10 protein-coding genes and 1 pseudogene are annotated in these 16,380 nt (G+C 38.5%); 4 read left to right on the top strand and 7 right to left on the bottom strand.

Annotated features, from left to right (window positions below; translation table 11 throughout):
* Nucleotides 1–30 precede the first annotated feature (30 nt).
* The 4 genes from QNJ50_RS19775 to rfbC are packed head-to-tail and all read right to left on the bottom strand — an operon-like array spanning nt 31 to nt 3,714.
* Nucleotides 31–1,113 carry a glucose-1-phosphate thymidylyltransferase gene (locus QNJ50_RS19775; protein WP_300638416.1) on the bottom strand — a complete coding sequence of 361 codons (1,083 nt, stop codon included), beginning with the start codon at nt 1,111–1,113 and terminating at the stop codon, nt 31–33.
* A 4-nt stretch (nt 1,114–1,117) separates the two neighbouring features.
* The gene (gene rfbD / locus QNJ50_RS19770) at nt 1,118–2,008 is read right to left on the bottom strand and encodes a dTDP-4-dehydrorhamnose reductase (RefSeq protein ID WP_300638413.1); all 891 of its coding nucleotides are present in this window, start codon (nt 2,006–2,008) and stop codon (nt 1,118–1,120) included.
* Between the two features lies 1 nt (nt 2,009).
* Nucleotides 2,010–3,110 carry a dTDP-glucose 4,6-dehydratase gene (gene rfbB / locus QNJ50_RS19765; protein ID WP_300638440.1) on the bottom strand — a complete coding sequence of 367 codons (1,101 nt, stop codon included), beginning with the start codon at nt 3,108–3,110 and terminating at the stop codon, nt 2,010–2,012.
* 52 nt (nt 3,111–3,162) lie between these two features.
* Complete coding sequence (rfbC, locus tag QNJ50_RS19760; RefSeq protein ID WP_300638411.1) at nt 3,163–3,714, bottom strand: dTDP-4-dehydrorhamnose 3,5-epimerase; 552 nt, start codon at nt 3,712–3,714, stop codon at nt 3,163–3,165.
* Nucleotides 3,715–4,338: 624 nt separating this feature from the next.
* On the opposite strand from rfbC, the gene QNJ50_RS19755 reads away from it, so the two are divergent.
* Entirely contained in the window at nt 4,339–6,522 is a 2,184-nt protein-coding gene (locus QNJ50_RS19755) for a polysaccharide biosynthesis tyrosine autokinase (RefSeq protein ID WP_300638409.1), read from the top strand.
* A 408-nt stretch (nt 6,523–6,930) separates the two neighbouring features.
* Here the strand turns inward: QNJ50_RS19755 and QNJ50_RS19750 are convergent.
* A pseudogene (locus tag QNJ50_RS19750) lies at nt 6,931–7,879 on the bottom strand (transposase).
* 239 nt (nt 7,880–8,118) lie between these two features.
* Between QNJ50_RS19750 and QNJ50_RS19745 the strand changes: the two are divergent.
* The 3 genes from QNJ50_RS19745 to QNJ50_RS19735 are packed head-to-tail and all read left to right on the top strand — an operon-like array spanning nt 8,119 to nt 13,294.
* Nucleotides 8,119–8,604 (top strand): MarR family winged helix-turn-helix transcriptional regulator, encoded by a 486-nt coding sequence (locus tag QNJ50_RS19745; RefSeq protein ID WP_300638407.1) that lies wholly within the window; start codon nt 8,119–8,121, stop codon nt 8,602–8,604.
* A gap of 34 nt (nt 8,605–8,638) precedes the next feature.
* On the top strand, nt 8,639–10,069 hold the full coding sequence (locus tag QNJ50_RS19740; RefSeq protein WP_300638405.1) for an efflux RND transporter periplasmic adaptor subunit: 1,431 nt from the start codon (nt 8,639–8,641) through the stop codon (nt 10,067–10,069).
* Nucleotides 10,070–10,093: 24 nt separating this feature from the next.
* Nucleotides 10,094–13,294 carry an efflux RND transporter permease subunit gene (locus QNJ50_RS19735; protein WP_300638404.1) on the top strand — a complete coding sequence of 1,067 codons (3,201 nt, stop codon included), beginning with the start codon at nt 10,094–10,096 and terminating at the stop codon, nt 13,292–13,294.
* Between the two features lie 44 nt (nt 13,295–13,338).
* Here QNJ50_RS19735 and QNJ50_RS19730 read toward each other — a convergent pair whose 3' ends face one another.
* Together QNJ50_RS19730 and QNJ50_RS19725 are read right to left on the bottom strand one after the other, a co-directional pair.
* Nucleotides 13,339–15,300, bottom strand: a complete 1,962-nt coding sequence (locus tag QNJ50_RS19730; RefSeq protein ID WP_300638402.1) for a glycosyltransferase family 39 protein — start codon at nt 15,298–15,300, stop codon at nt 13,339–13,341.
* A 104-nt stretch (nt 15,301–15,404) separates the two neighbouring features.
* The gene (locus QNJ50_RS19725; RefSeq protein WP_300638400.1) at nt 15,405–16,082 is read right to left on the bottom strand and encodes a TVP38/TMEM64 family protein; all 678 of its coding nucleotides are present in this window, start codon (nt 16,080–16,082) and stop codon (nt 15,405–15,407) included.
* Nucleotides 16,083–16,380 lie beyond the last annotated feature (298 nt).

The following is a 16,380-nucleotide window of genomic DNA, read 5'->3' as shown; positions in this document are numbered from 1 at the left end:
ATTGGAAAAAATTATAGAGTTTTACCTAATCTAAACCGCAGCCATAAGCTCAACTCGGCAATCATCCCCAACCATAAAACGCAGAGCCTTCGGTCGCCGCTCAGCAACCCCCAAAAAAGCCCGTTGACCAATCAAACTATCCACAATACGCTGATGAATATTGACAACCTTAGTTCTTTGTAAAATCACGCTGTGGTCAATATCAGTGTCAATCAAAGTAACCTGGTCATAAATACTGCTATAGGGACCAATAAAACAGTTTTCCAAATAGCAATCTCGACCGATAATCACAGGACCGCGAACAGTACAATTAATCAACCGAGAACCCGCACCAATCGCTACACGCCCAATCACCTGAGACCGAGCATCCACCTCTCCTTCCACCGCAGTAGCAAGATAACTATCAAGGATAATCCGATTCGCCTCCAGCAAGTCATCTTTTTTGCCAGTATCCAACCACCACCCAGAAAGCTGATTAGCTTGGACATTAGCCTGCTGGGTAACAAGGTACTGAATTGCATCAGTAATTTCAAGCTCACCACGAGCAGAAGGTTGAATATTTGCTATAACCTGATGAATCAAAGGAGAAAAGAAATAAACACCAACCAAAGCAAGATTTGATGGAGGAACTGCAGGTTTCTCCACTAACTGGATCAGCCTACCATCCTGTGCAACCTTCGCAACGCCAAATGCACTAGGATTTTCAACCTCTCGCAATAAGACTAAAGCATCCAATTGTTGTTGTGTAAACTTAGTGAGAAACCCTTCTAGGTCATCTTGGATTAAGTTATCACCCAGATACATCACAAAAGGAGAATCTCCCAGAAAAGGTTGAGCAACTTTGACTGCGTGGGCAAGTCCTGCTGGCTTTTCTTGAGTAATGTAGGTTATCCTAGCACCAAAAAGTTCTCCCGAACCAGTTTTAGCCTTGACATCATCTCCAGTTTCCGGGCTAACAATGATACCAATATCAGTGATGCCACTTTTAACAATTGCTTCAATTCCATACCAAAGTATAGGTTTATTAGCTACGGGAACCATTTGCTTGGCTCCACTGTAAGTAAGTGGGCGGAGGCGCGTTCCTTTACCGCCAGAGAGAATCAAAGCTTTCATTATATTAGTTACTCAATTTCATCCATTGACTCAACATTTTACTGAGGCTAACTCGCCAGTGGGGAGTATCACTTCCTAAAAGTTTAGATAGCTTAGTAGAAGATAGTACCGAATAACTGGGACGCTTCGCAGGAGTAGGATACTCTGCTGTGGTGATGGGAGCAACGCGATTGACTTGAAGAGGAAAACCCAAATGTTGAGCCTCATCAAAAATCGCAACAGCAAAGTCATACCAACTAGCAACCCCACTATTGGTGTAATGGTAAATCCCAGAAATATCTGGACTCAATAGAGGAATTATTTGCGTTATTGCATTTGCTAAATCCCCAGTCCAAGTAGGACTACCAATTTGGTCATCGACAACTCGGATTTCCTCCCGTTGGGCACCCAACCTTAACATAGTTTTGACGAAATTGCCTTTACCATAACAGCCATGTACCCAAGCAGTGCGGAGAATCATATAGCGATCGCAAACATTGCGGATAGCTTCTTCTCCAGCCAGTTTAGATTGACCGTAAACACTTTGAGGATTAGTAGCATCGCTCTCCTGGTAAGGATAACCTTGGCTACCATCGAAAACATAATCTGTAGAAATATGAATTAAATAAGCTCCTAGCTGCTGCGCCTTTTCTGCCAAAATTCCCGGTGCGATCGCATTAACTTTTTCCGCTATTTCCGGTTCGCTTTCAGCTTTATCAACAGCAGTATAAGCAGCACAGTTAATAATTAAATTAGGTTTAAATTCGTCTACAGCTTGGCACAAAGAACCAGGCTGGGTAAACTCAACTTGAGAGCGTCCCAAGCTGTGTAAATTACATTCAAAAGCAGTCAGGATTTGCTGTAATTCCTGCCCCAGTTGCCCGGTATTTCCCAGTAATAAAATTGATTGGTTCATTTTATTTTACTGCATAAACCTGGCGATAGTAAGCCTGATACTCTTGGGATAGCATTGGTTCCCACCAATCGCGATGGGTGAGATACCATTTAACTGTTTGTCTCAAACCCTCCTCCACCGTTACTGAAGGCTCCCAAACTAACTCAGTTTGAATTTTCGTCGAGTTAATAGCATAGCGACGATCGTGTCCCGGTCTATCCTTGACGAAAGTAATTAACTCCTTCGCTGGACTTACAGGTAAATCTGGGGCTAATTCATCCATTAATTGACAAAGTAAATGTACTAAGTCCAGGTTCTTTACTTCATTGTTACCACCAATGTTATAGGTCATTCCCGGTTTACCTCGATGAATGACTAAATCCAAAGCACGGCAATGATCTAGCACATAAAGCCAATCTCGAATGTTTTGCCCATCCCCATATACAGGCAAGGATTTACCCATGAGAATGTTAATACACATTAGGGGAATCAGTTTTTCTGGAAACTGATAGGGACCGTAATTATTGGAGCAGTTGGTGATAATTGTCGGTAAACTATAAGTATGGTAGTAAGCTCGCACCAAATGATCGCTACCAGCCTTAGATGCGGAGTAGGGGCTGTTGGGTGCATAGGGAGTTGTTTCCGTAAAAGCAGAGTCATCAGGGTTGAGACTGCCGTAAACTTCGTCCGTAGAGACATGAAGGAAAACTCCTTGTATTTCTCCTTCTTGTGATTCTCCTTCTTTCAATCCCCCTTGTTCATAGTACTGGCGAAAAGCCTCCAGAAGGGTAAAAGTACCAACTAAATTAGTTTGAATAAAAGCATCAGGTCCGAGAATAGAACGATCGACGTGGGACTCAGCAGCAAAGTGAGCAATAGCGTCAATACTCTCTTCACGTAACAAATTATCAACTAAAGTGCGATCGCAAATATCGCCTTGCACAAAGCGAAAATTTTCCTGAGCTTCTAATTCAAGTAGAGTGTGACGATTACCAGCATAGGTGAGAGCATCCAAAACAACCACTCGGTCTTCAGGATACTTGTGACACCAATGATGGACAAAATTAGCACCAATAAATCCTGCTCCCCCCGTCACTAGTAGACGACGAGATTGCCGCTGCATCTTGATTCCACTATCTTGAATGTCACTATCTTGAAAATTCATAACTCTCTGATTAAAGGTTTCCAAAAACCTCTGCACTTTGAAAAGGTTTACCTGCTTGGTCTTTTGCAGATACTATCGGAGATGCAGTTAACGGCCAATCAATAGCCAGTTCTGGGTCATTCCAGAGTATACACCGTTCATGTTGAGGTGCATAATAATCTGTGGTTTTATACAAAACTTCAGCAGTTTCAGAAACAACTAGAAAACCGTGAGCAAAGCCAGATGGTATCCAAATTTGTCGTTTATTTTCAGCACTGAGAGTATAACCGACCCACTTACCAAAAGTTGGAGAACTTTTGCGAATATCTACAGCCACATCAAATATAGTCCCAACAATTGCACGAACTAACTTACCTTGAGGTTGCTGAATTTGATAATGTAGTCCTCTGAGAACATTTTGCTTCGAAGAGGAATGATTATCTTGGACAAAATTAACAGCAACTTCAGTTTTTTCACAAAAAGCTTTGTGGTTATAACTTTCCAGGAAAAAACCTCTATTATCTCCAAATACCTTTGGTTCTATAATTAGAATATCGGGAATTTCAGTCGCTATAATCTTCATCAGCAATTAAAGCTTAAAGTATTGCGATATTTTTTATATATTTAATTCTGGTGATGTTGAGAAAGTTATATGATTGATTTTTTATGACTTTTAGTTACTCCTTACAATTAATCTACTTCATTCTCTATGACATAAGTATTTTTTCAATTTCTACAAGGATTTATACCATCTATATTTAAATATCAAAGAATATTGGATAACATTTGAAAAAAAATAAATTATGGTTATTTATATTTATTCTTACTCTCAGTTAAATATATTGCCATAATAAATAATTGGAATAATCTAGATTTGATTATTTGTAATCAGTAAAATTATCTTACTCCAACAGTACCTATATACCTTTGCAGCTAAATTCTAAAAAATTAAAGCTGTTATACAAATAACATTATGTTTTTCTATTGACTCAGAAAATTCACATTTTGAGAAATAAATACAAATTACCTTATTCGTATAATAGTCCTACTTCTAATCTCTAAGATTACTTAAGTAAATACTATTAATCTTGTGACTGGACACACTTGATAAAACATACTACTTTACCTAACATTCCATTCTAGGTACCGTGACTTATTCAAAGCTATCGCAAACAACAATCCCTGCTTTTATACCAAGCATTAATCAATGATTGAGAATTCTTCTTTACAAAACTTACACTCAGAATCAAATAATAAATTGATAGCACCTCAATCTCTATCTATTCAACCTTTAGCACTTACTGAAGAAGAAGAGGATGAGTTAGATTTAGGCGATTTTTTCAATATTCTCAAACGACGAGCCCTAGTAATTGCAGGGGTTGCTGGTATCACAATGGCTGGAGTTGTCGGTTTTACCCTATCGCGAGAACCCCAATATGAAGATAACTTCCGACTTTTGGTGGAACCTGTAGATGAAGACAATAACAATAACTTGTCAGAACTGACTTCATTCTTAAATACAAATATACAAAAATCTGGTTTAGATTACGAAAGTCAAATCGAGGTTCTGCAAAGTCCAGAACTGATGAGACCTATTATTAATGACCTGCAAGTACAATATCCAGATATTACCTATAAATCCTTATTAAAAGAAGAAAAAAATTTAAAAATTACTCGCTTAGGCGAAACAAAAGTTATAGAAGTTACATATCGTCATAGCAATCCAACTCAAGTCAAAGAAGTATTAGATAAAATCGCTCAAGCTTATTTAAAATACAGTTTAGAAAGGCGACAAACCCAACTAAGTCAAGGAATTCGCTTTGTAGATAAAGAACTACCACCAATAAAAGAACAAGTTGAAGTTCTGCAACAACAACTGCAAACATTCCGTCAGCAGTATGATTTCTTTGACCCCAACACCCAATCAAGCCAGATTATAGAACAACTAAAACTATTATCAGGGGAAAGACAAAAAGTCGATCAGCAGTTAGCAAAAGCCAAAGCTGAGCTTACTATTCTTCAGCAAGAAGAGGGAGCACCGGCTATTCTTAAAGATGCACCGGTATATCAACAGTTAATTACTCAAATACGAAATTTAGAAGCTCAAATTGCAGGAGAATCAACCCGTTTCCAGGATAAAGTTCCCACACTCAAAAGATTAAAAGAAAAACGACAGAAGCTTTTACCCTTACTAGAGCAAGAGAAAGAAAGGATTTTGAAGCTTACCCTTTCGGAAGCAGCAAATCGAGTTCAAGCTTTAGAAGTACAAAGTCAAAAACTTTCTGCAGCAGAAGAGGAACTTAGTCAAAAAGTAAAGCAGCTACCAAGCTTAGCACGTAGATACACAGAATTACAGCAGAAGTTGCTAATTGCTAATGAAAGTTTCAATCGTTTTCTCAAAACTCGCCAAGATCTGAAAATTGAAGCAGCACAGACAGAGCTTCCTTGGGAAATAATTAAAGCACCAGTAACACCAGAGGATCCAGTATCTCCTAAAATTCTCCTCAACTTAATTTTAGGAGTTGTCGCCAGTACATTTTTAGGTATTGGTGCAGCTTTAATTAGAGAAAAGCTTGATAACACTTACCATAATGTTGACGCTCTCAAAGATGACCTTAAATTACCATTACTTGGTGCTCTTCCAATAGATAAGAGTTTAGAGAGCAATCAAAAGCGGTCTGCAAAAGCTAAATCTTCCCACAATAGTCAAGCAGATAGTATTTCCCAATCTAGAGCTAGGAGCTATTTTCAAGATTCAGGACAGTTTCTCGAAGCTTTACGAGTGGTCCATACAAATCTGCAAATGCTTAGTAGCGATCGCCAGATTCGCTCAATAGTTATTAGTTCGGCTTTACCTGGAGATGGTAAATCTACCGTTGCGTACAATCTAGCTCAAGTAGCTGCATCAATGGGACAACAAGTGCTACTAATAGATACAGACTTACGACGTCCTCAAGTACACGCTCGAACCGGTTTACGGAATTTCTCGGGATTAAGTAACCTGATATCTGGAAATATGTCAGCAGAGCAAGTAATGCAACAATTACCCAATATTGCTGGATGTTCCGTAATTACTTCAGGTCCAATACCTCCTGACGCTACAAGATTGCTTTCTTCTGGAAAAATGAAACAATTGATAAAAGAGTTTCATGAAAAATTCGACTTAGTAATTTACGATGCTCCCCCATTATTTGGATTAGCAGATGCGTCAATACTTGCACCTCATACTGATGGGATTATGCTTGTAGTCAGAATAGATAAAACAGAACGTTCTATCATAAAACAAGCTGTAGAAAGCCTGAAAATATCTCGAACTAATATCTTAGGTGTTGTAGCTAATGGAGATAAGAGTATTTTCCACAAGTACTATCACAAGTATTACCATTCGTGAATGAATTGTATAAGAAAACTGGCGTTGCTTTTCAATTTGATAGTTCATGTCTTAAAGTTCCAGTTCTCATTTAAAATCCTCTAAGAAGATTAGTATTGAGCAGGACTTACGTAACGTTAGCATCGCGTGTCCGCAGGACATAGATTTGTCATTGCGACCGGAACACAGTGTAGGGTTAGCGGAGCGTATCCGTTTAGGAGATAGCAATCCCAGCGTCTCGGGAGATTATGTCGCTAACGCTAGCACGCAGCATAGCTGTTCACCGTAGGTGCGTGCTAACGTAATGACGTAATGACGTTAATTTTGCGTAAGTCCTATTGAGTATAAAAAATGAGGTTGATACAAGAAAGCGATACGCTCGCGAAATGATGCTTTGCGTATCGCTAATATTCTAATATCAATCAAAAATTAGGATTGTGGTAAGACTTGTTCAAACTCTTTTAAAGAATTAATAGTTAAAGCTTGCTTAAAAAGTGCTTTCAACCCAGACATATCCTCGATATCGCCTAAATCATTAATTTTTGTAACTAAACCAGCAGGAACTTCGCCAAATCTCGTTTCCAAAACTTCGATGATATTTTCTCTTTGATTTCTTAGTATTGCAAAACGCTCAACAGTAGTAATATAAGGCATTGGTTGTTCCTCGTAAGTAATGACTTCCGTATCAAAGGCTTCTGCAAGTTGCTTGGGTAAAGTCATCATCCAGTCAATTAATCGAAATAACTGAAGGATATTTTCTCTACTATAACCTTTCTCATATAACATACGAATAAGGCGGAGTTTCCATTGCAGTCTAGCTTCTGGATTTTGGGTACTTGCTTGGGTGCGCAAATGCGCCATCACCATCACAGCAAACGGGTTATCGCTTGCTTCAAGTTCACTCCAATTGGTTTCGTAGTCTAATAACTTAACAATAGGAAACTCAAGACTTGCACGACTCCCCCAAAGTTCGTAGCTATATTCTTTCGGTCGCCAAGATTTTTGACTATCTCCTAAAACTGCAAAGCTAGCTACTTGTTTGTTGTAACGGTCAAAAATACGATAATTATAGGTATACATGCGCTGAGTAAATTTACTATCTACCTGGCTCTGTATTTCGATGTGAATTAAAACCCAAGTTTCTTCACCGGTTTCTTTCCAAACCTTGACGAGCTTGTCTACGAAGCGCGTTCCAAGTTCAGCCTCTCCGACTATTTGTTGTAATTCTTGTTCTAAAAACTCATAACCATATTCCCAATCAATATTCCCAATCAATTTCGCTATGAGCTTGGGGGAAGAAAAAAGCTAAAAACGCTTCAAAATATTCTTCTAGCGCTTCCTTCCAAGGAGAATCATAATTGGCTTGTGTTTCGGTCACTTAATTATTTTTATCTCTATTTTGCTTTAATGCATATTTTGTCATGAAAGATTATCAGCGTTACTTAATGGTGAGTGAGATTACTTCCAATTTTGCAGAAAATCCTCAAATTTCCTCATATATCCCTAACAACAAGCAGTATCTACCGTAAGCTGACAAAAACAAAAAATTAAACAAATATTAAAAATTGCCGCTCAAGCAGGTTGACTCTGTGCAAAATTGCATATAAACTTAATTGCATGGAACAACCAAACTTAACTCAATTAACTCCAATTGCGGCTACATGTGCTTGTTTTCATCTGCGGAAGGCGTCTCGTGCGGTTACGCAGTTGTTTGCAGAAAACATGAAATCTAGTGGGTTACAGGTAACTCAATTTACAATTTTAGTTGCTGTTGCGATCGCTGGTTCATCAAGAATTAGCGATTTAGCAGAAGACTTAGTAATGGATAGGACTACACTAACACGTGCTTTAAAGCCTTTAGTAAAGAGAGGTTTAATTGTGGTTGAACCCGGTAGAGATAGGAGAATAAAAGTAGTGAGTTTGACTGCAAAAGGGTATGCTGTGATGTCCAAAGCCGTACCATTTTGGCAAGAAGCACAGGCTCATGTTGTAGACAATTTGGGCGATAAAAAGTGGAACACACTACTAACGTTGCTAGAGACGTTGTCTGAAAATACCAATATTTTGAGCGAAAGTTTGAGCGAAAGGTGTATATACACATAAATTCTCCGATAAAAAACATTTTGAGGGCGAATTGATGCATAGCCAAGAATCTATCGAGGAACAAAGTTTATCTAGTCTTGAAGTCGAAACAGAGGTTGCTAAAGAAGAAAATTTATCTGCTAATGAATTGGTCAGACGTTCTCAATCTAAATGGTGGAAATTTGCTTCTATTGCTGCAATCTTATTATTGTCTGGTGTAGGTTTTGGAGTCAGTCGTACTTTTGCTGCTAGAGACGAACCAGAAAAGTCTTCTGAAGTCAATATTCTGACAGTTAAAACTGCACCGATTAAAGCTGTAAATTCCTATCAAGTAGCTCAAACTTACACAGGGGAGGTTGCTGCTGTCCGAGCAAGTGAATTGGGTTTTGAAAGGTCAGGGGAAATAGTTAGACTTAAAGTTGATCGGGGAGATCGGGTAAAAGCTGGAACTCCAATTGCACAACTCGATACCCGAAATTTATCCGCACAGCGTCAACAGTTGTTAGCACAAAAAGCTCAAGCCTTAGCTGTTTTCAAAGAACTGCAAAATGGTCCCCGTAAAGAGGTGATAGCTGCAGCGCGTGCAGAAGTTCAAGATTTAAAGGATCAATTGCAGTTACAAAGAACTAAAACTTCCCGTCGAGAGTACTTGTATAAAGAAGGAGCTATTTCTAAAGAGCAATTAGATGAAATCTCCTTTGGTGCAGCAGCTTTATCAGATCGTTTAGTTGCAGCAGAAAGTAGATTAAATGAATTGCTTGCTGGTACTCGTCCGGAAAAAATAGCTGCACAACAAGCCGCAGTCAAACAATTAGAAGCCAATATTGCCGATGTTGAGGTTAGTATTGCTAAAAGTACAATTAAAGCTCCTTTTTCTGGAACAATTGCAGCACGAAATCTAGATGAAGGAACAGTAGTGAGTGCAGGTCAATCTGTTGTCCGATTGACTGAAAATGCGAAACCAGAGGTAGAGATTGGCGTTCCTGTCATGGTTGCTGAAAAACTGATACCTGGTAGTCAGAGACAGGTACAAATTCAGGGGAAAACCTATTCAGCTAAAGTTGCATCAATTCTTCCGGAAATTAATCCAAATACCCGAACTCGGACTGTCGTTCTAGAACTGGAACAGTCATTAGGACGATTAATCGCACCGGGAGAAATTGCGCGTTTGACAATACCTCAAACCGTTGCAAAGCGAGGATATTGGTTACCAGTTACAGCATTAATGCGTGGAGAAAGGGGCTTGTGGAGTGTTTACGCTTTGGGTGAAAGCTCAGAAAAAAATAAAAATAAAAAACATAAAAATACTTATCGCGTGGAACGAAGAGATGTAGAAGTCTTACATACCGATAATAATCGGGTTTTGGTACGTGGCTCCCTTCAACCTGGTGACAGATTAATAATTGATGGAACCCAAAGAATTGTATCAGGTCAATTAGTCGCTAGTTACGAACAAAGTACAAACCAAGAAATAACAGTTCCCTAAATCCCCAATCCCTATTCCCCAACAATGAAACTTCTCTATCGTAATTTTCGCCTCCTAGTTCTCGTAATAATTTTGATTTTTGTCTGGGGTCTTTCCTCTTTTCAGGCTTTACCACGTTTAGAAGATCCAGAATTGGTTTCCCGGAGTGCTTTAGTAAAAACTTTTTTTCCGGGTGCTAGTGCTGAGCGAGTAGAAGCACTAATTACGGAGAAAATTGAAGACAGAATTACGGAAGTCGAGGAAATTAAAACCTATGAATCTACTTCCAGCACTGGAGTCTCTATTATCAGTGTTGAATTATTGGACACAGTGAAAAAGGATGAGGTAGATAATGTTTGGTCCCGAATTCGAGATAAATTAGCAGATGTTCGGGTTGATTTACCCCCTGGAAGCACGGAACCGGAGCTAGATGAAGTCGATGTTAAAGCCTATGCTTTATTAGTATCTTTGACATGGAAACAAGATAATGCACCCAACTACGCAATTCTAACTCGTAGAGCAAAGTCCCTTGAAGATGCTCTATTGGCTATACCCGGAACGGAAAAGGTAGATATTTTTGGCGCACCAGATGAGGAAATTACAGTTGAGGTTAATTCTGCTCAATTAGCAGCTTTAGGTATAACTGCGGCTGAGTTATCCCAGCAAATTCAACAAAGCGACTCTAAGAACTCAGCAGGACAGTTACGCACTTCTAATAACGATATCACCATCGAAGTTAAAGGAGAGTTAGATTCGATTGAGAAATTACAACAAATTCCAATTCGCTGTAATTCTTGTTTGGGAGTAGATAGAGCCCAGTATCAGCGTTTGGGTGATATTGCAACAATAAAGAAAGGAATTATTCAACCTGCTTCTGATTTAGCATTGGTAAATGGTAGTCCTGGAGTAACAGTTGCTGTTTTTGTTGAGTCAGATTATCGCCTCGATCTGTGGTCTAAACTGGCTAGAGAGAAATTAAATCAGTTTGAACAAGAATTACCAAGGAACTTAAAGTTAAAAATATTGCTCGAGCAAAATAATTACGTTACTGGACGGCTCAATAGTTTAATTTTGAATCTGCTATTTGGTTCTGTGATTTTGTTTGCTGTAACCATATTTATGATGGGTTTACAGTCAGCACTGGTGGTACAAATTTCTTTAATCCTGTCAGTTCTTGCTGTACTTGGTTGTATGAATGTGATCGGAGTTCCCTTACACCAAATGTCTGTTACAGGATTAATTGTGGCTTTGGGAATTTTGATTGACAATGCCATCATTGTAGTTGATGAAGTTCGTAACCAGCTTGATGGAGGAGTTCCATTACATAAAGCTGTAACCGCAAGTGTTCGTTATTTAACAGCACCTTTAATAGCAGGAACTCTGACAACAGTTTTGGCTTTTCTACCAATTGTTCTTTTACCTGGTAGTGTTGGTGAATTTGTAGGGACAATTGGTTTAAGCGTAATCCTAGCAGTCTCTGCATCCTTGCTTATTGGTTTAACAATTACTCCAGTAATTACAGCCAAATTATATGGATATTTAAAGCGTCGTCAGGAAAGAAAACATCAGGGTAACAACGGAAAAACCAACAAAAATTTGCCATTTTATCAACGATGGTTGCAAAAGGGATTTTCCAGTCCCAGCCTTACTCAAACCTATCGCCACACATTAGATTTAGTTTTTGCGCGTCCCTTGATGGGTATAGCACTATCACTTATTTTGCCATTATCAGGATTTATATTATTTCCAAGTTTAGAAACTCAATTCTTTCCACCAGCAGACCGGGACCAAATGCAAATAGAATTAGAGTTACCTGCATCCGCTTCTTTGGAACAAACTAAATCGGTTGTCAGACAAGTGCGCTCAAAATTTCTCCAACATCCAGAAGTTTCAGATGTGCACTGGTTTATTGGCAGAAGTGCCCCTAGCTTTTATTACAATATTATTACTTCCCGTGAAAGCGAATCTAATTTTGCCAACGGTTTAGTGCAACTAAAATCAATTGCGACAGACGATCTGATTCAAAGGTTGCAACGGGAAATGGATCGAGAATTCCCCAGTACGCGGGTTTTAGTGAGACAGTTGGAACAAGGACCACCTTTTGCTGCACCTGTGGAAATGCGAATTTATGGTTCTGATATTGAAGAATTACAGAAATTTGGAGAGAATGCAAGGAAATTGTTGGTACATATTCCTAATGTTACTCATACCCGTGCAAGTTTGAATGAAGTTTTACCACAATTGGGTTTGCGTGTAGACGAAGAGTCAGCGCGCTTAAGAGGATTAGATAATACAAGTATTGCCCAACAATTGGATACCACACTGGAAGGTGTTCGAGGAGGTTCAATTCTTGAGTCTACAGAAGAATTGCCGATACGAGTGCGTTTGTCTAATAAAGATCGAGGAAATTTAAACCAAATTAAATCTTTAGATTTACTATCACCAGGAGGAAATGGAAATTCAACTTCTAATTCACAAAATTCTAGCTCATTAAATTCGACTCCCCTATCAGTTCTAGGTACATTTGAACTGGAACCGAAACTTTCTCAAATCACCCGTTATAACGGACAACGAGTTAATACCGTTCAAGCCTTTATTGAAGCAGGTACCCTTCCAGCCAATATCCTCAATAAATTTAAACAACAGTTATCAGAAAAATTTCAACTCCCTGCAGGTTATAGCTACGAATTTGGTGGTGAAGCAGAAGAAAGCAGTAGTGCAACGGGAGGATTACTTTCTACTCTTGGTGTTCTAGTAGTACTGATGATAACAACCTTAGTTCTGTCTTTAGGTTCCTTCAGACTAGCTAGTTTAATTGGTGTCATTGCGATTTGTTCTGTTGGTTTGAGTCTTTTATCTGTATGGTTATTTAAATATCCCTTCGGCTTTAACCCAATTATTGGTACCATCGGTTTGGTTGGAGTTGCAGTAAATGACTCCATTACCGTACTTTCCGCCTTAAAAGAAAATCCAGATGCACGTACAGGGGATCGTAAAGCAATACGTGAAGTTGTTGTACATGCTACTCGTCACGTACTGACAACAACCTTCACAACCATGAGTGGTTTTATCCCCTTAATAGTTTCAGGTGGTGGGTTTTGGCCTCCATTAGCGGTTGCAATCGCTGGTGGAATTGGCGGAGCAACAATTTTAGCACTCTTTCTCATACCTTCAGCTTATTTACTGATAATTCCCAAGAGAAAGGTTCAACCAATGAAGAGGTATCAATTAACAGTTAATAGTTAAAGGTTAATTGATATGTAACATTGTTCTCCTAATGCTCGACTACATTAATTTTGAGGGATTGATGATTTATTTTTCTTGCTAAACACGCTTATATATTCTGATGCTGTTGACCACTCTTCCACATAAGTTCCACTTGGAAGTACGATTTCTCTATTTTGCTTTTGGTTTAAATTTTTGTCTTTAACAGAAATAATGACACAGGGAACAAAGTTTTTATGGGGATAGATTTTAGATTTAACATTTGAAATGTTCTGGGGATTGATGTGCTCCAACTTAATCACTTTATTTTTCTGTAAAAGTACCCATAAAGGATATTCCCAATACCTATTACCTACAGTTTCACCAGTTCCTAAAGATAACCCTACATTTGAACATTCTTTCGATAAAACGAAATTAGCTGTTTCTACATAAGGCTGTTGAAGTTGAGTTCTATTGATAAAATATTGTTCAATTCTACTAAGGTTAAAAATATTAGCTTCTGTATTAATTGGTCGAAACTTATTGTTGAATACCCACGGTAGAGATGTAAAGATGAAAATAGCAAGAACTATGTTGATAATCGTATAATTTTTCATTCGAGACAAAACAAGACCCACAAATGCAGAAACTAAAACAAAGATAGTCAAGTGGTGACGACTTTGATATGGTTGTATCTTTAAAAGTAAGCAAAATATTAAAAATCCAGCTATTATCGCCACAAGATAACTGACAAGATATTTATCATTCCTTAATTTTTTCTGAATTAAGCAGTAAGTGATCGTTATCAAAATTGTAAAGAAATGAAGTGGATTACCTGCTGTATTCTCATCAAATGAAACTCCCGGAACAGTATATGAACCCGAGGTTATGCGTGGATCGCTTATATCCACTCCCATTATGGTGTGGATAATGCCCAAAATTTTAGCAACAATACCAGTGAAAGGAGTAATAAATTCTTGAAGCCCCAAATGTCTAACAATATCAATGTGTAATGATAAGTTTCTGATAACATTTGAGAGAAAAGTTGGAATAGTAAAGACTTCGATTTTGTATTCACGTGCAAAATTTTTTGGTGTACCAAGAAGGGAGCTAAACAAATCAAAATTGCGTAGATAATGGTTGACATTTAGAAAAATAAATATGGCTGTAATAACTAAAATTGGCTTCCATATTTTCAAGCGCAAGTGCTTGAGTTTGATAAGACCAAACCAAAGCATAAAAGGAAAAGCAAAGACATAAGCAGATGACTTGGTCAGAGTGGCTAGTCCCAGACTAGCACCAATGAAAAACAGAGGTATTTGATTATTTTTGGCTTTTACAGCGAGTAAGACATAATAAGCCAGACAAACTAACCAGAAAGCAACGGCATAATCATTTTGAGTACTTGAACCCTGCAAAATACCCATGGGGATTGTAGCACATACAACAGCAGCAAAAACTTGACCGCGCACATCTGCTTTCAGTTCTTTTGCAATCAGGGATACCCCAATAATGCTACCAATCATGGCAAACCATTGCACAAAATTGGCGAAGCGATCGCCACCACTGAGAATCTGCAAATGCATAATTGCAAACTCAGCAAATGGTGGGTGAAATAACTGGGGTAAATTGTAGGTTGGGTAATGAGCAAGGCTATGGTTTTGAATCCAATGAACAACACGGCTCATGTGATAAGTCATTGAATCCCAAGTATTAGGTGGTGCTATCAGAGCAATTAAACCAACAGTAGCAACAATAAAAACCACACCACTCACTAAAAGTCCTGGGTATAAGGAAATCTTGTTTCCTTTTAAAATTTTCCCAGGATATTTTAATAGTGCAGTACCTTTACTTGAGCTTGGTAGTTGAAAATAAAGAATTACTAAACCAACAGTAAATAATACCCATACTCCCAAAACAGGAAAAAATTTTAATAACCTAAAGAGACTTAAAAACTCAGTAATTACCGTTAAAAATACACCCCAAACAACAGTTGCTGATAAGATGGAACTGCGCCAGCAATGATTCCTGTTCTCAAAGAGAATCACTAGCAGCACTAGCGAAATAAGAGGGATAAAAACCAGTATATTCATCTCAAAAAATATTGACCAATTTATAGTGATATGAACAAAATGATACTATTCGCATATCCTTATCTTTGTCTTTCCTTTTCTTCCAGAACTTTCTGGGGAGACTGACGGCGACGTCGATACCAAGTGGCACCCCCAACTAACATCCCCGTCAAAGCAAAAGCAGAAAATAAAGGTATAAGGTTGTCTTTATCAAAGCCCCGGACACCAGCCCCCATTAATACAAAGGGGAAAATCCCAGGAACTGTGCCAAGTATAGTACCCAGAAGGTAATCTCTGAAGCGGATCGACGTCAAACCAGCAGTGAAATTGACTAAACCGTAAGGTATTATCGGCAACAGCCGGATGGCACACATGTAGAATAAGCCCCCCTGACGCATCTCAGCATTCATTGCTTCCCAACGCCCAGCAAACTTTCTTGCCACAAGTTCTCGTCCTACCGTGCGTGTAAATGCAAAAGCTATCACTGCTGCAATTACAGCGGCAATAGCCGTCCAAAGGGTACCTAACCATGCACCAAAAATCGCACCACCGCTTAGATTAAGTGGTGTTGAGGGCAATATTAGTAATGTTCCTAAAGTATAGATAGCAATATAAATAATTGGAGCCCAAATCCCTGCTTGATTTAGCCAATCCTGCAGTTGTTTTTCGTCAATTCCTCCTAGTAAGTAAACTCCCACACCTGTTGCAATGATGCAGAGAATTAGGAGTAGCAAAATACCGCTTTTAAAATTCAACATTGAGTAAAAATCCTAGGCTCTTAAATAAAACTTTTAGCAAAAGTAGATTCAATAACAATTGCAATAATCGTAGGATTTACTGGCTATATAAAATATCATTTCACTTCAATCATGTTTAGAGCTTCAATACCACGAGGATTTGTAATTGTATTTACTACCTTCAGAATATATCCTTTATTTTCACAGGACTTACGCAAGTGTCACAATTGGTGGTTGGTGCGTGACGCTATAAGTCTGATTCTTACGTTCAGATATTTTCACAGCGTCACACACCCTACAGGAAAAATATGCCAGTTGC

The organism is Mastigocoleus sp. MO_188.B34 (assembly GCF_030065675.1).
GTDB lineage: Bacteria > Cyanobacteriota > Cyanobacteriia > Cyanobacteriales > Nostocaceae > Mastigocoleus.
Note: the sequence above shows the minus strand (reverse complement) of the source record. Positions and strands in the feature narration are given on the sequence as shown.